Below are 18,691 nucleotides of genomic sequence, written 5' to 3'. Positions count from 1 at the left end.
GTCAGAGTCACGACTCTGACCCCATTATTTGTAGGGCTTGCTTTTTCAGTGTTTCTATCATGTATTCGCGCATTTTAAACTTCTGAAGCTTCCCTGTTACTGTCATGGGGTACTCTTTCACTACGCTGATGTATTTGGGTACTTTAAAGTAGGCTAGTTTGGATTTCAGGTAGTCGCGTATCTGATCTTCGTCTATATGTCGATTTTCTTTCGCTTTTATCCATAGGCAAACTTGCTCGCCATATTTGTTGTCAGGAATGCCGAATACAGCGGCGTCTGACACATCCGCATGTTGATACAAGACTTCTTCAATTTCTCTTGGGTAAATGTTTTCGCCACCGCGAATAATCATGTCCTTTATTCTACCAACTATTGTGACGTAGCCTTCTTCATCCATTTCTCCGAGATCACCAGAATGGAGCCAACCTTCATCGTCTATGGTGGCTTTCGTCTTAACCTCATCACCCCAATAACCTTTCATTACACAGTAGCCTCTCGCGCAAATCTCACCCGGTTCTCCAATAGGTACTGTATTGCCTTGGGGATCTATGATCTTCACTTCTGTATGGGGCATAGCGCGTCCTACGGTTTTGACCTGCTTTTCAAATGGCGAGTCAATGTCAGTAATATGATTGATAGGGCTACACTCTGTCTGACCATAACCTATGACGACTTCTGTCATATGAAATTCACTATGAACCTTTCGCATGAGCTCTTCTGGACAGGTACTACCTGCCATGACACCTGTCCTTAGTGTTGATAGATCAAAGCTCTTGAAGTTGGATAATTCGAGCTCGGCAATAAACATGGTTGGTACGCCATGTAATCCAGTGCACTTTTCTTCTTCTACTGTACGGAGTGTTGTCTCAGGGTCGAATGACTCCCCAGGGAAAACTGCGCATGCACCTGATGCTAAGCAAACTAAGTTGCCCAATACCATTCCAAAGCAGTGGTAAAGCGGAACGGGAATACAAAGTTTGTCTTTGTGTGTGAACCTCATTGCTTGTGATACTAATAGCCCATTATTTAGAATGTTTCGGTGCGTTAACGTTGCGCCTTTCGGATTTCCCGTCGTGCCAGAGGTAAACTGAATATTGATGTTATCATCCGCGCTAAGGTTCGATTCAACGGCCTCCAACTGAGATTTAAGCGCTTCCGTTGGTTCTATTTGCAATGCAGAAAAAGCCTGTAACCCTTCTACAGGCTTATCGCCAATAGTGTATACATATTTAAGTGAAGGCAACTTAGCAAGCGTTAGAGGACGCTTTGGTGTGTTCTTATCTTGGCTGTCTATTTCTGGCGCAAGCTCTTTCAACATGGCGACGTAATTTGACTGCTTGAATGACTGCGCCATGACTAAGTATTTTACGGAAACGTTATTAATAGCAAACGCTAATTCATCAGGACGATAAGCTGGGTTCAGGCATACCATGATCGCCCCGATTCGCGCAGTGGCCATTTGTACGATCGACCATTCGATATTGTTTGGAGACCATATACCCACACGATCTCCAGGTTCTACACCGCTTGCAATTAAACCGCAGGCTACACGCTCTACTTCATACCAATATTGTTGATAGGTCCAGCTTACGTCTTGATGTTTTACAATGATCGCAGGGTTATCGCCATAATTGTCGACAACATTTTTGAAATACTGACCGATAGTGAGCGACGTCAACTCAGCGTCATCAGAGCCAGTAAACTCACTTTTCTGAAGAGGGAGTAGTGAGTTCGGTGTGAATTTTGATTCCATCATATCTTGCCTCCATGCGCGTACGCATCTGATTTATATATAAATAATAGAGTTTGCTGTTTCGGCTTTTGGTTCCAAATAACCTATGGCAACAATTGCAGTAAATGCTGAATACGCAACGAATAAAACAAATAATTCAATCTTTATTAACAATATTGTTGCAAACGGGTTTTGTCGACAAGATGTTAGTCGTATATGGGGTTATTCAACGATGAATTTGTGTGACTCGTCGTACACGCTTAAAGGAGAGTAATAACTAAAAGTGACAATGTATTTGATGTCTAAAGAAAATTGTCTCGACTTTAAAGAAACAAAAAAGCCTCCGACGAAGGAGGCTTCCTAAAAGTTTTTACTTAACGAGTGGTGAGCGTCTATTCAGACTCAATACCTTCGAAGTATGCACGATATTCCATACGGGTAACGTAAGAATCGCCATTTTCATCCATCATCTCAAAGTCACTATCGACATGTGCAACCTTTAACTCCTCGGCTGTAAGCTTACCGTCGCTGTCTACGTCGATTTCAGTAAACTTATTGTCGGCTGTAGCTGATATCTCGGTGCGAAGCTCCTTATTCTTCTCTGATATCATTTCACCGTCAGCTTTAGAGAATAATTCAGGGTTGCCCTTTTCCGAGAGTAGAGCGTCATTGGTGCCTTCAGTTTTCACCTGAGTAATGATGTCGTCGCTAAACATTGATGGTTTTTCATCAACAAACTTGTTGAATTCAACACGGCTAATCATGCTGTCACCATCGGTATCCATTTTTGCGAGAAGCTTACTGTCAATAACGCCAGAAGACTCAGAACCGACGATATAGCCGTTTCCATCCTTATCCATTGCGTTAAATCCCATCGAGAACTTCTCTTCGTGGTGGCCTGCTACTGCTGAAGCAGATAGTGTTGCAGCAATAACAGCACTGGTAATCATACTTAGTTTTGTGATCTTCATAATCAAATTCCTTCTGGCTTTTACAGTGAACTCGGGCGCTCAATTGCCCTAACCACTAGGTCCACAGACCTCAACATAGGTGCAGATTGGAAGTAAGTTTCAATCTGACACCGCTTATGACTTACATATTTCGTTATTCATTGAATGTGCCAATTGCATAACTAACTGATTTAGTGAGGTAATAAAAATATAAGGCAAGGATTTCAATGTTATTGCTATGTTAAATTGTCGCAGTGTTTGCAAGATCTTCATGCGTCAAAACTAAGCTGATCTCAGATATAGATAGAACCCCATTAATGAGATTAAAACAGCGAGAGTTGATCGTTCGCTATTGTCTCAAAATTCAGGCCGATAAGCGGCAAGATACTATCGGCAATGGGCTGGATTTGCTTTTCAATATAGTGGTCATATTGAAGGGGGGCCGTGGCGGTTTCTACGGTTTGAGGGCCCTGTACTGTAATGACATAGGCAATGGTAGTATTAAACTGATAGCGAAGTGGCAACCCCTGTTCTTTATAGTACTCGTCCGCTAATCGCGCTGCCTTTACGTGGGGAGGTAGCGACTTGGTATACGACGACAAAGGCTTTCGCAGCCGCTTTTTATAGACCAAAGCGTGATCCATTTCACCGGACTTTATCGCTGCTATCGTGCTATTTATGTAGTCTTCAACAGGCTGTCCAGTAAACACTTTTTTGTACAACTCGTACTGGAAGGTTTTAGCTAGTACCGTCCAATCAGAGCGGACATTTTCTAAGCCTTTAAAGACAAGTTCACCGCTCTTCATTCCTGCGTAACGTTTTTTGCTGCCTTCGGAAGAGCCTCGGATCGTCGGCATAAAAAACGTAGAAAAGTGAGATTCAAACTCAATTTCTAAGTGGCAATCAATGTCGAACTCACTTTTTAGTAACTCTGTCCACTTTCGATTAATAATGCTAGCGAGCTGAAGTCCAGTCTCTGAGGGCGTACCCAGTGCATCATTCCCTTCTACATGAACAAATGTTGAGTCGGTATCGCCGTAAATAACCGTATAGCCTAGTTCTTCAATCCAACCCGCTGTGGTTTGCATGATTTCATGACCCCTCAATGTGATTGAGCTAGCCAGGCGAGGATCGTAGAAAGGGCAACCGCCACTACCAAGCACACCATAGAAGGAGTTCATTAATATTTTGATGGCCTGAGAGCGCGGTGCGTCTTTCTGTTTTTTGGCTTCGTCGCGCTGAAGCCATAGGTTTTCTATGATGGAAGGTAGAAAGTGAGATTCGCGGCTAAAAACTGCGCCTTTAAAACCTTCAATCGCCGTGTCTGGAGACTTAAGCCCTTCTGCAAGTCCCAACGGATCGATTTTAAATGTACGAATAATGGAAGGATACAGGCTCTTAAAATCGAGGACTAAAACGTCCTTGTATAAACCTGGCTGGGAACGCATGACATAACCACCCGGACTAGCCAAGCCTCCATTTTCAGGTCTTACCCCTGCGACATAAGATTTGCGGTGAAGCTTCGGCAAGTACACATTTAAAAATGCGGCCACCGAGCCGCCGGGGCGGCTCATATCTAAGCCGGTAAGAATACTGCGCAGCGCCAGAAAATCGATAAATTGGGTTTTATCCTGAATGCGGTTGACCAGCTCTGTGTCTTTAAAGTTATAGTTAGCGAGTGCAACAGGGTCGCTATAATAAAGACGTTTTATCGCTTCAAGCTTGTCGGCGGCTTGAATAAGCTTATTTTCTCCAAGCAGTTCTTCAGAGACGTGATCGAGCGAGAACGATTCGAATTGGTAAGTCATTGTTTTAAGTGCTTCGATACCATCAATCACGCATCGTCCTGGCACATCAACAAGGGTTTGATCCTCCCACTGTCTTACGGAAGCTTCTCGGCCGTGGCGGCCGATGGCATACTTTAGCGAGTTAGCCCTAGCGCGGCGTTCAAGTACCGCCATATCGAACTGTTTAACATTCCAGCCTAAAAGGATATCTGGGTCGTAGGTTGTAAGATATGAAAAAAATGCTTCAAGCAGTGCTTTTTCTGATCCAACGGTAATGAGCTCGTACGCGCTGTCTTCTTGTCCATGCATTGTTTGCCCAACAAAACGTGGTGGGCATAGAAGCAGCACAACGTTGAGTCCTTCACCGGCTAACGCAATGCTAAAGAGTTCTTCATGCTCATTGCATTCAATGTCTATGCTTAGCGATGTAAACGTGGTTCTGAATTGACAGGGTCTGATTTGCGCATTTTCTATAACGGTCTGTGACGTATCGTCGAAATCTTGCGGAGCCAGAAATTCCACCGCACCATACACAAAGCGCTCCATTAAGTAGCGATCGGCAACGCGAATATCGGCTTCGTACAATATAATACTGCTTTCCTGCGCATGCTGGCGAAGCTGATGCATGTGTGATTCGGTTGCGGTTTTTACCGTCGCAACAGGAACTTGTTCCAGCGTGTGAAACCCGTCATCTGAAACACTGATCTTTGCTGAAATACGCTTGGCTATGTTGCGTAAATCATTGGCGTGATCAACAGATACAAAGCAAGTGGGGTATTGGGGTGAAGAAATTAACCTAGCTGTACTACTGGGCGTTTTTACCCATAGCTCAACATACACCTTGCCTCGCCGGGTAAACGTACTTTTATTGAGTATGAACCCTTGTTGTATTGTTGAGGCTAACATGAATCTGATTTACTAACCGGCTTTGTTGACGTTAATTTCTTTAAATAGCCTCATGGGCGTGTACATTTTATAAACTCGCATTACCATTATCTGTTTAATAACTGGCACAAAGGCACAATAAAAATGCGCTACCACTGTGCACGAGAAACGGCAGTAAGCTTAGTATAACGGTTGTTATCACCTACTCCTATAGATCTCTATTCGACAGATATGTTTGTTTTTGTAAGCAGCGCGAGTTAAAACGAAAACGTACAGTCTTTGTGCACGTTAGACCATGCACGATAGAAAAGGTGAGGGCGATATGGAATATCTATTCGATAAACAGGTAGAGCCGGGCGAGCTAATAGAAGTGGCCGATGGTGTTCTTTGGCTAACAATGCCGCTTCCATTTGAACTTGACCACATAAATTTGTACCTGATCCGCGGTGAAGGCGGTTGGGTGGTCATTGATACTGGCATAGGAACGTCCACCACCAAAACGCTGTGGGAGCGTATATTCAAGCAATTAGACGGGCCAATAGTTGGTGTCATCGTTACGCACTTACATCCTGATCATGTAGGGTTAGCGGGCTGGATAGCCGACACGTATAACGTCCCCTTTTATATGTCACAAACTGAGTACTTTACTGCCCGAGCGTTTGCGGCAGGAAGAAATGGCGCAACGAATGACCGGGATGTGCAATATTACCAGCGAGCAGGTTTAGACGAATCCATGATCGCAAAGCTTACTTCTGGTGAAGGCAACGGCTACAGCAGCGTCGTTTCACCACTACCTATTAGCTACACACGTCTAAAACATGGTATGACGCTGTCGCTTGGCGGTAACGAATGGCAGATCATCATTGGCCGCGGCCACTCTCCTGAGCATGCGTGCCTTTACAATAAGCAAAAAAATATTCTCATATCAGGCGATCATATTTTGCCGATTATCACGCCAAACATTGGCGCCTACTCAACAGAGCCTGATGCCAACACCTTAGATGACTACCTTACCACGCTGCCGCAATTCAAGAATTTGCCCAAAGATGCGACAGTATTACCTGCTCACAAGCTACCCTTTATCGGCCTGCATGAGCGAGTAGATTCGCTTATTGCTCATCATCACGAGCACCTAAAAGCACTGTTAAATGCTTGTGAGCAACCTCAAACGGTCGTAGAGCTATTACCGGTTATGTTTAAGCGCAAGCTCTCTAGTCGCAACATGGTGTTTGCAGTAGCAGAGTGTTTGTCTCACCTTAATTACTTGCTTAATGAAGGAGCCATTTCGCGGACGTTAAACAGCAAGGGTGTGTATACATTTAAAGCCTGTGAAGTAAAAAAGCTTGCTTGTTAGTTCAGTCAGAGGACATACAAACAGAGTGAGTATTAACAACGTCTTACTCTGTACTGGGCTATCTGTTTTCTAGGCCGTTTGAGAGTTTTCCGCTTCGTTTTCTTTATTCTCTTCATTATCTTCACTGGACGGGGGCTGTGCCGCAGGCTGTTTCGGAATGGTGATCTCTACCACGGTTCCTTTTGCCTCCTTGCTGCTAATAGATATTTTACCTTGATGTTGTTCAATGGCGGTGTAAGCCACAGAAAGGCCCAGCCCTTGGCCTTGCCCTTCGGGCTTTGTAGTAAAGAAGGGTTCAAAAACGCGCTTTAAATGTTTTGTAGGAATACCGCAACCCGAGTCCAGAATTTTGATGGTCACTGTCTTAGGGGACTCAATAACTGTAAGCTTGATGAAGCCCTTACCTTCTATAGCCTGCGCAGCATTTATCATGACATTCATTAGCGCCTGCTTCAGCGGACCAGGGTTCCCCATTACTTCCACTTTTTCGTACTCGCATTCAAATTTATATTGGGGCGTGCTGTACTGGGCAGAAATAAGCGTGATCAGCTGGTGACACACGGCGCAGATATCTACTATTTGCACGCCTTCGGTAGTCTCCAACGAAAAGTTTTTAAGGTTTTCGACGATGTCTTTTACGCGGGTAAGGCCATCTGTAGACTCGGCAATTAGCTCAGTAATATCGTCCTTTAGCAGGTCGTAGTGATTAGACTCAAACAGCGCGTCGACCTGCTCTTTAAGTTCGTCGGTGAAGTGTTCGAGTTGCCCCTGAACGCCATCACAAATCGCTATAAGGTGAGTTGCGTATTGCTCAAGTGTATTGAGGTTAGCGCTCACAAAACCAATAGGGTTATTAATTTCGTGGGCTATCCCCGCCGCTAGCTGACCAGTAGAAGCCATTTTCTCTGCTTGAATAAGCTGGCTTTGTGCGGTATCGAGTTTGCGAATTAACTTTTTTTGCGCTTCGTGTTCTTTTTTCAGCGCTTCTGAAAGCTTTTGCTGGGCTCTAAAATAGCTGGCTTGGGCGGTCACATCTTGCAGAAAAATACACGCCAATTTTTGCCCTGTGTTTTTGTCTTTAATGGGCAAGATTTCCATGTTTTGATACATCTGTGTTTCTTCACCCGTTATAGGGCGAGAGCTCTTTAACGGAAAGATGTGGGGGCGTTGTTCCCAATAGCTAAAGCTAGGATGCTGCAGTACAAAAACTGACTTTAGTCTGCGTTTTAGAAACTTACCTTGTCCTTGAAATAACTCAACAACTGGCGTTTCTTTATAGCAGTCGCGCATATTGTGAGGAAGTCGATCTAAAAAGAAGTCGTTTAGGTAAACAACCTTAAAGCTCTCATCGACTATACCAATTCCGACAGGTAATCTACCTACCAGTTGTTCAAACATTATGCGAGTAACTCATCCAATGTGTCTTTCATGCGTGCAAGAGATTCATTGTCTAAGCAGAAAACAACGCGCATGCTAAACGATGAGATCGCGATAATAAACTGCACTTCCATCACTAAGCTGTGCTGCCATTGCAACTCATCGAAGTTCGCTTTATCGGGCAAGAATAACGTGGGCATGTTCAAGTTTGTGGTAAGCTCCAACTGGTCGGAAAGACCAGCCAAACACGCACCTGCCAAAATGTTACAAAGCTCCAAGATAATCTCTTGAATGTCTTCTTTGCTTAATGGTTCGTCGTAATCCATCAAAGTGGCGACCTCACTCAATCCAGCTTGAGATAGCACAGACATCACTTCGCCGTGTACGTCACCTAAAAAAGACTGACGGGTATAAAAGGCACCTTCGGTTTCAAATAAGAGGCTATAGAGCTGGGTGGGAGTAACCGCTGAAATTTTTGGAATAGAAATGCCGATTTTGGTTTCAATTAACTGCGCAAGAGAATTGGCCGCTTGTCCCATGGAAATATTTAGGAGTTCTTGAAGGGCGTCTCTTTGCTCTTCGTCTAGTGATAGGACAATGCTCATAGATACCCCAACTCAAACAACGTCATTGCTAATTCTTCTTTATCAAGCGGTTTGCGCAGAAAGCGTTTAGCGCCGAGAGACATAACAATTTTCTGTTTTTCAGGCTGAAAATCAGCACTTATTACTATCACGTTTGGCATGTTAGGTCTTGCATGTAAAAACTCTAGCACTCCAACACCATCTACCTCAGGCATGGTGAGGTCTAAAAGAATAAGTCCAAATTCGCTTTCGGAAAGTGAATTTATCGCTTCTTGTCCGTTTGTTGCCTCGGTTATATCGTACTCCAAGTCTTGAGGGAGCGAGCGAATAACGCTGCGCCTCGACAGCTTCGAATCATCAGCAACTAGTACAGAAAGTGACATTTACAGCCTCCTTGAGCGGCATTTACTGTTATGCCTTTTTAGTAAAGTATGTGCAACTTTTGCGTTACTGCAACAATACCTTCAAAAATTATTGTTGTAGTCATGCTCTACACTGCTTATTAGATGATTTCAGTATATGACAAAGGTGACTTTTGTGCGAATTAGACTTTTAGTTGAATTAACAGGTTGCAGGAGTAAGAAGAAGATGGAGAAGACGAGTCGACGTGTATCGATGCTGACACACGCCATTGATATTTAACTTTTTTGCATTGACTGCATTTTTTCTAATGCGGCGGGCATTGCATCAACATAACGTTTAACGTCAGCAATTTTGCCCATGCTCACTCGTGACCAGTTATTGTAAGTACGATAAATACCTCGTATAAGAACGTCTTTTTCAGCCATAGCTTGACGGAAGTATTCGGCGTTGCCGTCACCTAGATTCACAAAAATAAAGTTAGTACTTGAGGGGAGGGCTGTCAAACCGTTGGCTTTAACGGCTTCCATAACCATGGACTTACCTTCGTAAATTTTCTCTTTGGAAAACGTTAAAAATGCGTTGTCATTGTAGCTAGCGATAGCAGCAGCAAGACCCGCTTGATTCAACGTATAGCCGCCCATACCGTAGCGATTAATCCACTCGGTATTTTTCTCTGACGCGATTAAGTAGCCTACTCGCATACCAGCCAATCCATAAATCTTTGAGAAGGTTCGGGCTACAATCACATTGTGACCGGCTTTAACAAGTGGAATCATGGAATGCTTAGGTGGCTCATCGATAAGTTCGTTGTAGGCCTCATCAACTAGAACCAGTGTTTTCTTAGAAGCTTTTATACAGAATTCGCGAAGCTTGATTGGGTCGAGCACTTTTCCCGTTGGATTATTCGGATTACAGATATGTACCATGCCAATTGAATCATCAATAGCGGCATACATGGCGTCAAGGTCAATATCGAGATCTGCTGTATTGGCAACCCTTACTATTTCTGGTGCACCTTGTTTTTCTGGTGCTTTAGACGTGGTATCCCAAAAGAGGTCCGGCCCAAGGATTTTTCCGTTTTTGCTGGCTGCCAAGGCTGCATAAGATAAAACTGGGCTCGACCCAGCGCTCAACGAAATATTTTTACGCGTAATGCCATGACGCTCGGCAATCATATCTAACAGTGTCATAGCGGCGGGGTAAGCGTAGTAGGCTCCACCTTGAGCCGATGCGATAGCAATCGCTTCCAAGGCTTTTGGACTGGGGCCGAAAGGGTTTTCATTAGCATTTAATTTCGCCACGCCCGGTTTGGGTCCATACATGACCGACGCCGCTTTACTTGCGGCTGCACTGGTAGATTGAGCACTTACCAAGTTGGTGAAGCCAGTCGCACCTATCGCAGAAGCTGCAACCGAGCCACCTAAAAATAAACGTCTTGAACGGTTATAACTCACAGATACTCTCCTTTTTATTCTAAATGGCTTTATAAAACATTGCGCTAGAGACAATGACGAGATAAATGCCAAACAATCGTTTTAGCTTCTTTTCGCTAAAGTTATGCGCCATCTTCGCTCCAATAGGTGCCGTAAAAATTGCCCCTATACTGATAGCAATAAGCGCTGGGATATTGATATACCCTATAGTGCCAACAGGTAGAGAGGCCGTGTCTGGATGTTTCATAAATAGAAAGCCGATGGCTCCTGGAAGACCTATCAGGAAACCTACTCCAGCGGCAGTTGCCACTGCTTGCTGTATAGTGCGCTGACACATCACCATGGTGATAACCGTTGGAGTTCCGCCGCCTATTCCAAGCAGGGCAGAGAAACCACCGAGTACAAATGCTAAAACTGCTTTTCCTATGCCTTTAGGCATATCGAAAACAAGCCCGGGTCTTACAACGAACTCAGGGAAAAGGAAGTATACGGAGTAAAGTAGAACACCAGCGGCGAACACGACCGTTAAACCATTGGCGCTGGAGTTGTTTGCGATGAGCAGCCCGCCACCAACGCCAAGAATAAGCCAAATACTCCACGAGCGAAGAATGTCAAAATCCACCGCACCTTTAGCGCGATGCGCCATCACTGACCGAGCGCTTGATACCACAATGGATGCCAATGATGTTCCGATGGCTACCTTCACGAGGGCTTCTGATGGAGGAGTAAAAAACGGAAAAACAGCGAGAAGAGCAGGCACGACAACAAATCCCCCGCCATTACCAAACAGACCTGCCGTGATACCTGCAATGGCACCAGTTATACACAAAGTAACTACAAACCACAGTAGCTCTATTTCCATTTGCTTTTTACTCCGCATGAAACAGCTTTAAACATGAATGACCTTTTAAGTTTTTCTTATATACAGTTAACTACATACACAAACACCGACTTATGTCGGTGTTTGCAAGGAGCCAGTTAAAAACGGGCTGCAAGTCGGGTGTAGTAATATCCTCCCTGCCAATCAACCACCGAGGCAGAGTCATAGACTTCGCCGCAACAGGCGTCGCCGTTAGTACTTACATCTGGGTAATTGTCGAAGAGATTTCTTACCCCCACTGACAGGGTGAGGTTTTCGTTAATAAGGTAGGAGCCCTCTATATCGAACATATATTCGTCACCGAAGGTTTGAATATTTGTGGCGTTTACCCCGTCATCGCTTCCCGCATTTTCGTATTCGCCAAAATAGCTAAGACGCGCAACGGCAGACCACACGTCGTAGCTGTGAGTGACCGAGAACACTCCACGCATTTCGGGACGGCCATTTTCAAAGTCGAACTGATCCTCAGCGTTCAAGTATTCACTCGGATCAGAATCGAACTCTGTTTTGTTGTAATTCACAGAGCCGGTTAGCACGGTTGCGCCATACCTCGATTCCATCTTGTAAGTAGCAACAACGTCCACGCCTTCGGTTACGGTATCGAAAGCGTTTTGGAAGAAGAACACACCACCAATAGACTCGGCGCCAGAAACATTGGCACCTGCTAGGGCTAGATAGTTTTGGTATGCGTCATAACCGTCTGCTTGAGGGTCGGTAACGACAGTGGTGGAAACATCTCGGGTAGACACAGAGTAAAGGCGGTCTTCAAGCTTGATGTTGTAGTAATCAACAGTGAGCGTTAAATCGCCATAGTTCGCAGTCATGCCCAGCGTAAAGTTGGTCGATTTTTCGGGTGAAAGCTCGTTGGCACCAAGCGCCTGCGCTACTTCGTCGCCGGCTGGGAATAAACCTGTTGCTACTGGGAAGCCATCGGGCAGACGTGTAGATACGTTGGTCGTGCCTTGCTGACCTGGAGTAGGAGCTCTAAAGCCAGTGCCAAAAGACGACCTAAAGCCTACTTCATCACTAAACTGATAGAACCCTGCTACTTTGTATACTACTTCTGAGCCAAAATCAGAATAGTCTTCATAACGCAGCGCAGCCTGAGCAAACAGCTCGTCTGTAATGTCACCAGAGATATCCGTGTATACCGCATATGAGTCACGCTCGTATGAGCCCGAATAGTCTGGTGAATAGCCAGGGAAGCCGTTGGAGCCAACGCCTACAACGGTATAAACGGCGTCTACTCCAGCGAATCCATCATCTTCAACCCCATCGTCGTTACTGTCAGCACTGGTGTAGTTGGCACAATTCAGAGTTGAACCGTTAGCAATGACAGCAGCGCCCAGTGCCGTAGTAGTGTAGTCGTCGTTACAAAACTCCCATGGATCAGATGTGGCGTAAGAGCCTGCAAAATAGGAACTTAGCTCGCCTTCAGAGATTTCGTATGACTCATCTAAGTAACTTGCACCGAAGGCAAGAACATACTGGTTCAAGTCATAGGTGAAGTCAGCTTGAATCTGTGTTTCTTCGTTGGTTAAGTCACCCGGCTTAAATGAAGTAGGTGACTCGTTACCCAGTGACGGGTTAATGGTATTGGCTAGTGTGTAAGAGATTTCATTATTGCCGTAACGACCACTGATGTCATAAGTAAGGTCGCCCGACATGCCCTTAACACCACCAACAAATGAGTAGTCAGTCACATCACCGAAGAAACGAGGCGTGAAGCCACCGGGGAAGAACTCTAGCGGGTTCCAGATTGAACCATCCTCAAGTCGAATGTCTTCAATGGTGCCATTGCCTGGATAGCGATAATAGAATGAACCGTCACCTTCACTTTCTGAATAGTTACCTAATGCGTAGAGTTCAAGTTCACTGGATAGTGCGTAACCGGCGTTAAAGAAAACACGCGTCCCGCTTGTATTTGGTTGCCCCCATGGTTGGACTACGTCTGAACCATGAACGCTGTTGGCCATGGCCGTAGCATCAGCGATGTATTGATCTGACTGGTCATCCACACAAAACCATGGCTCACAATATTGCTCACCGCGAAAGGTGGCCTCGCTGTCAGAGTATTCGGCTGAAATACTGAAAAAGCCATCGTCGCCTAACGCGAAACCTTTATTCCCAGTAACGGTAATTTGATCGCCATCTCCTTCGTAGTAGCTGCCGTAGTCGGCAGTGAACGAGCCACCTTCGGTGTTATTTTTTAATTGAAAGTTGATAACACCTGCAATGGCATCTGAGCCATATTGCGCAGCTGCACCGTCGCGCAACACTTCAACACTTTGAATTGCTGCGGTTGGAATAGTTGCGATGTCTGGCCCCTGTGTGCCAGAACCGCCAATTGAAACAAGTGCGGCCCTGTGACGACGTTTAGAGTTAACCAAAACAAGCGTTTTATCGGTGGGCATACCTCGAAGCGTTGCTGGACGTATAAACGTTCCGCCGTCGGAAATGGGTTGACGGCCTACGGAATAAGAGGGAACGAGTGTCATAAGGACATTGTTCATATCGGTAAACGCAACGGCTTCAACGTCTTCGGCGGTGAGTACATCAACCGGTACAGGAGAGCTGGTTACTGAACGCGGTGCACCGCGGGCACCAACAACGGCAATGCGTTCTAGGTCTTTGGCTTCTGTGGTTTCTTCAGTCACTTCTTGCGCCTGTACAAGCAATGAAGTAGTGAAAAGTGTTAATCCGGTAAGTGCGTAACGTACTGCAGTGTGGAGCTTTTTCTGTTTCATTTGTGTTCCCAATCGTGCTTATTGCTACTTAGTTTTGTGGGTGTGGATTATTAAAATCTGCACTCTTTTTAGGCACGCACGAGCACTACTTTGATGCGAGAAGCATCTTGTTATTGTTGTCTAGCCACTCGTGTACAAGAACAAGGCTAAAAACTCTTTGGCTTTGCAGGAAGAAAGAAGATTATTCAGGGGTATAAGAAAAATATTGAGCTGTCTCACAGGGCGCTAATTTAATGCTATTAGACTTAAGTATGGGGGAGACAAGATTTTCATGGCCCACTGCTTTTAGCCCATTTTTACAATTTTGCTTCATATAACTTAATGGAATGGCATATTCGTTGCTGCCGTCTTCATTAAACCGTTCCCGTTCTAGAACTCACCACCTTTGTAAGGAGGGCAAGTGCATTCAAAACAGCTGCATTATTTTGTTATGACTGTGCGTAAGGGTAGTATTGCTGCGGCGGCGAGAGCATTGGATATCGCTCAACCCGCCATTAGTCAGCAGTTGGCAAGTTTAGAGAGAGAGATGAAAGCGACGCTGCTTGAAAGAAGTTTTTCGGGAGTAAACCTAACATCGGCGGGCGAAGTTTTTTATAAACATGCATTAAAGCTGCTAACCGAAATAGACAACGTTAAGGCCGCATTGGAAGCCTTTCAAACTGGACAAAAGAAGGTAGTAAAAATAGGCATGCTACCATCAATCGGCAATGTGCTTTCTTTACCGCTGCTCACGGAGATAACGGCGAACCATAAAGGGCTCAAAGTCGAAATCAGCACTGGACCGTCTTACACCATTAATGATTGGCTTGAGTCAAAGCAGGTGGATGTTGCGCTTACTTATCAGCAAGCTGTCGACCCTAAATTCATGCGAGTCACACCGCTAATTCAAGAAGATCTTCATTTGGTTTTTTCTGCCTCCTCATCGTGTGAACAATACGCCAAGCTTCGAGATAGAACGACGATCCGTTTTTGGGAAATCAGTGAATTACCTTTGCTGTCACCGGGTAACAAAGATGCATTGGGTCAACTAATTGCTGACTATGAAAAAGCAACGGGCGTTAGTTTGCAGCACGATTTGGCTTATTCTGGACAACTCATGACTGGCCTTAGGCAAGTTATGCAGGGAGAAGGCGTGATGATCCTTCCTACATCAGCTATTTTTCATTTAAAGGAGTCTGGTCTAGTTTCATCACTGAAAATAACACAGCCAGAAATGCAGCGTACTGTACTCGCTGCGACAAACAAAAGTGCCAAGACGCTGCTAGATAGCAGTCCGATCATTGATATTCTCAGAAAAGTAGTGGCTCAAGAAAACGCACTGAAACACTGGTGCGGTACGTTAGAATTTGCCGCTTCATCGTTCATAGCGCAACCTGCGTAGCACTGTGCCAACACAAGATGAGGCTAAATCTCGCGTACGACGAGAATAATGCAACCCGTTAAGTGCAAAAGAGCACTTGGTTAGTCGTTCTGGGGCAGTTCAATATCAACAAGCACAGGTAAATGATCTGACAAGATTCGAGTTTTCGCATTTTTTAATTTTCTGCACGCTTTTACCTTGATGTCGTCAGACACCCATACTCTATCAAGTGCAAATACAGGAAAGTGGCTTGGAAATGTTGCCCCCACTTTTTGCTGTAATAGCAATTCGTTAAGTGCTTTAAACGCTTTTGAGAAAAACTGCCACTCGTTGAAATCACCGGCTAGAACTAGAGGGATTTGCTTCTCTTTCATCTTCAAAGAAAGGTGCTCATGAAGCAAAGAAAACTGTGAGCGACGTTCTAGCTTCTTAAGCCCCTTATGGGTATTCACTACCGTAAGGGGGGTCTTCTCTGTCTTGAGCTCTACAATCTGAACATTTCTAGGCTGTCGCCCGTTTTGGCTGACATCCAGTGTATCGTGCGCTAATACGTCAAAGCGAGTTAGGATGGCGTTGCCATACCAGCCATCAGATTCCCTAATGGCTGGTGATGGAATGAGCTTAAACGTGTTTTCAGCGCAGATATCTTTAACGTCCTGTGCTGTACTTCGCTCAGAGGGACGAGTATCCATTTCTTGCAGCAGCACCACGTCGGCGCCACTGTTTGCCAAGAATTGCCCTATGCGTTTGTAATCGTGCTTTTTGTCTCTACCTATTCCGCTGTGAATGTTGTAGGTCACTATGCGGCACATTTCTCTACCTCATCTTTGTCACTATTATCACTGGCAGTATCTTGATTCCCCGACTCCTTCCGAGCTTGGTAGTAGCGGGCAAATTTTTGCGAGCCCCAAATCATAAGGCCCCATAAAACGATACCGCCAACTAAATAGCTAATGGTTTCCACAGAAGGGTTTTGCCAAATTTGTGCTATCGAATCACCCACAAGCCCTTTCGCAATCATGGGCGGGAACATGCCTAAAAATGTCCCTACTAAAAACTGGAAAATGCCAATAGATGAGATACCCGCTACCAAATTCACCAAACTAAAGGGCGCTACAGGCAACATTCGAATGGCCGCGACGCCAACGATACCGCTACGCTTTAGTTTTTCATCAACGGCAGCTACCTTTGGACCACCAATTTTTCTAAGCCCCGCGTTGCCAGATAGCTTGCCTATTCCAAACATGATTGCAGAGCTCATTAGTGCTCCCATGATGCCGTAGATGGGCCCCCATATAGGGCCAAAAATAGCAGCCACAGCAAGTGACAGTACAGTGACCGGGAAGAATAAAACGCCGCCGACCACATAGACCAGCAACACGGTAGGCAGAGCAAAGTAGGTTCCACGACTTTTCTCTAGAAAGGCGTTAATGCTGTCAGAACTTAACCAAGGTATTGACTGGCTAGCCCAAAACATAAGCCCGCCAAGAACAGCAATGATGGCAAGACCGATCAAAATCATAATACTGCGACGTCTTGGGTTACGAGCAGGCATAGCAGCTCCATCAAAGGTTGGCACCGAAATAAGGGGTTCTTCAGGGTCAGATAACGCTCTGAACACATTCTTAACGGATTGTTCGGTAAACACCTCATCGCGAACTTCGGTAAGTACGTAGCCGTGTGCTATCTGATCCTGCATTAATGCTTCAACCGGATATTCATTGTTGAATAACGCCGGCATTGCATCAATATCACGCCCCGTGTGCTCTGCGAGTAAGTCGTTTCTCACTTGCTCAATACACGCCTGATTGTCTTTGGTGTTACCAAACAGCACCGTGTCGATTTCGGTGTCTAGCGTCATTGAGCGATTACTCAAGTTTGATGACCCGATAACAAGGTATTTGTTATCAATGGTCATCACTTTGGAGTGGATGCGCTTGTATGCCTTGCGGCCTTGCATGTCTTCAATTGAAGAATAAGTCAGTTTTACTCGCTTAGGGTCAATCCCTTTTTCTAAAATTTCCTTGAATTCTATGCGGCTTGCCCAAAATGCTTCGCACTCAAACTTACCTTTTGGCTCGTAGGAACTTACGATAATGACCGAAAGATTAGGTTTCAGTTTGAGCTGCTTATTCAGCGCTTCAGCGATCTCCTGACGCGTTGTAAATTGATTCTCAATGTAGATTACAGACTCTGCTTCACCGATAAGATCAAGCAGCATATGACGTACCTCTTGAGCAGGCTCGACCTCATCCATAAATGGAATTGTTCTGGCAAGTGCACACTCTACGTCTTCAAAAAGGGGAGGATAATCTTGTGGCCAAGCATCAGGCAACGGGGCATTTTCATCAATGCGCGCGTCCTCGCGGATATCAATAGGTGAAGAGTCAGCAACACGCTGCCACCTCCATCGAACTAATTTTGAAAAGTCGGCTACTACAGGTCCACTTGATACCATTTGCACATCATGAAGAGGACCATACTCCCCATCAGGTCCATCACGCTCTTCTGAAACTACGGGGTGGTCACGGGTATCCCAGCGGTTGGTAGATACATCCATTCCACCTGAGAATACAAGTTCATCATCGATAACCACAATTTTTTGGTGCTGACTTCCGCCCATCGGAATCGTGTCATCGAGCTCGGTTTGCACATTGTCTGGAGTTTTTTCTTCCCACACTTCCTTTGCCCACATTTCGCGCTGCGCGAAAAAGGCTAGCGATGAGTCCCAACGTAGCAGGTAAATTTTAATGTCAGGATTTTGCTCAGCTTTCCACTTAAGTAAATCACTTATTACGCTCGGCGCTTCACTGGCCGCTTCGTCGTCGCCTCGCAGCAAGCGAATACGGCTATCTATATCCCATCCAACAATGAAGATACTGTGCTTAGCTTTAACGATAGAGCTGTGCAAGGCTTTATAATAGTTTCCGCAATCTATCAAAGGTGTAGAAAAGCGAGCCTTGCTCTCTACCCAACAGTTTTGACCGGGTTGAAATACACTCTTTCCTGATTGCATGTGACGTTTCCTATTTATTCATTTTTCACTATTTGTATTCTGTTGCAGAATTTGTACCTCTATAAAACGTAAGAACGATAAATATAAGTGAATGATTTTTATCGATAATTAGAGTTTTTGAGCTCGTGTGTAAGATGTATCAGTTCGCAATGTGTAATATTTTCACTGTAAAACGAGTTTAATATTCACAGTTGGAAAAACAGGCGCTAGATAAATTAAGTTT

13 protein-coding genes are annotated in these 18,691 nt (G+C 45.0%); 2 read left to right on the top strand and 11 right to left on the bottom strand.

Annotation, left to right across the window (positions count from 1 at the left end; genetic code table 11):
- Positions 1-7: 7 nt before the first annotated feature.
- From ACX5KA_RS17265 to ACX5KA_RS17255, 3 genes are all read right to left on the bottom strand, one after another.
- Complete coding sequence (locus tag ACX5KA_RS17265) at positions 8-1,756, bottom strand: AMP-binding protein (protein ID WP_458731752.1); 1,749 nt, start codon at positions 1,754-1,756, stop codon at positions 8-10.
- A 368-nt stretch (positions 1,757-2,124) separates the two neighbouring features.
- Positions 2,125-2,703, bottom strand: a complete 579-nt coding sequence (locus ACX5KA_RS17260; protein WP_458731751.1) for an EF-hand domain-containing protein — start codon at positions 2,701-2,703, stop codon at positions 2,125-2,127.
- 302 nt (positions 2,704-3,005) lie between these two features.
- Complete coding sequence (locus tag ACX5KA_RS17255) at positions 3,006-5,375, bottom strand: DNA polymerase II (RefSeq protein WP_458731750.1); 2,370 nt, start codon at positions 5,373-5,375, stop codon at positions 3,006-3,008.
- Between the two features lie 301 nt (positions 5,376-5,676).
- Between ACX5KA_RS17255 and ACX5KA_RS17250 the strand changes: the two genes are divergently transcribed.
- A complete protein-coding gene (locus tag ACX5KA_RS17250; protein ID WP_278346041.1) occupies positions 5,677-6,708 on the top strand; it encodes an MBL fold metallo-hydrolase in 1,032 nt (343 codons plus the stop codon).
- 69 nt (positions 6,709-6,777) lie between these two features.
- Here the strand turns inward: ACX5KA_RS17250 and ACX5KA_RS17245 are convergent, their stop codons facing one another.
- From ACX5KA_RS17245 to ACX5KA_RS17220, 6 genes are all read right to left on the bottom strand, one after another.
- Entirely contained in the window at positions 6,778-8,106 is a 1,329-nt protein-coding gene (locus ACX5KA_RS17245; RefSeq protein ID WP_458731749.1) for a sensor histidine kinase, read from the bottom strand.
- On the bottom strand, positions 8,106-8,690 hold the full coding sequence (locus ACX5KA_RS17240) for a chemotaxis protein CheX (protein WP_458731748.1): 585 nt from the start codon (positions 8,688-8,690) through the stop codon (positions 8,106-8,108). The genes ACX5KA_RS17245 and ACX5KA_RS17240 overlap by 1 nt, the downstream gene beginning before the upstream one ends.
- Complete coding sequence (locus ACX5KA_RS17235; RefSeq protein ID WP_458731747.1) at positions 8,687-9,052, bottom strand: response regulator; 366 nt, start codon at positions 9,050-9,052, stop codon at positions 8,687-8,689. Before ACX5KA_RS17235 ends, ACX5KA_RS17240 begins: the two co-directional genes overlap by 4 nt.
- Positions 9,053-9,307: 255 nt before the next feature.
- Positions 9,308-10,486, bottom strand: coding sequence for a pyridoxal phosphate-dependent aminotransferase (locus ACX5KA_RS17230; RefSeq protein WP_039223586.1), 1,179 nt, complete (start codon positions 10,484-10,486; stop codon positions 9,308-9,310).
- A gap of 19 nt (positions 10,487-10,505) precedes the next feature.
- On the bottom strand, positions 10,506-11,327 hold the full coding sequence (locus ACX5KA_RS17225; protein ID WP_039223692.1) for a sulfite exporter TauE/SafE family protein: 822 nt from the start codon (positions 11,325-11,327) through the stop codon (positions 10,506-10,508).
- Between the two features lie 116 nt (positions 11,328-11,443).
- On the bottom strand, positions 11,444-14,092 hold the full coding sequence (locus tag ACX5KA_RS17220) for a TonB-dependent receptor plug domain-containing protein (RefSeq protein WP_269350569.1): 2,649 nt from the start codon (positions 14,090-14,092) through the stop codon (positions 11,444-11,446).
- A 400-nt stretch (positions 14,093-14,492) separates the two neighbouring features.
- Here ACX5KA_RS17220 and ACX5KA_RS17215 point away from each other — a divergent pair, with 400 nt between their 5' ends.
- Positions 14,493-15,473 (top strand): LysR family transcriptional regulator, encoded by a 981-nt coding sequence (locus ACX5KA_RS17215; protein ID WP_014977398.1) that lies wholly within the window; start codon positions 14,493-14,495, stop codon positions 15,471-15,473.
- Positions 15,474-15,553: 80 nt separating this feature from the next.
- Here the strand turns inward: ACX5KA_RS17215 and ACX5KA_RS17210 are convergent, their stop codons facing one another.
- On the bottom strand, positions 15,554-16,264 hold the full coding sequence (locus tag ACX5KA_RS17210) for an endonuclease/exonuclease/phosphatase family protein (protein WP_014949486.1): 711 nt from the start codon (positions 16,262-16,264) through the stop codon (positions 15,554-15,556).
- Entirely contained in the window at positions 16,252-18,468 is a 2,217-nt protein-coding gene (locus tag ACX5KA_RS17205) for a VTT domain-containing protein (protein WP_458731746.1), read from the bottom strand. Before ACX5KA_RS17205 ends, ACX5KA_RS17210 begins: the two co-directional genes overlap by 13 nt.
- Positions 18,469-18,691 lie beyond the last annotated feature (223 nt).

The organism is Alteromonas alvinellae, from assembly GCF_902705805.1.
The sequence above is the reverse complement of the archived record's forward strand: the minus strand, read 5'-3'. Positions and strand labels throughout refer to the sequence as shown.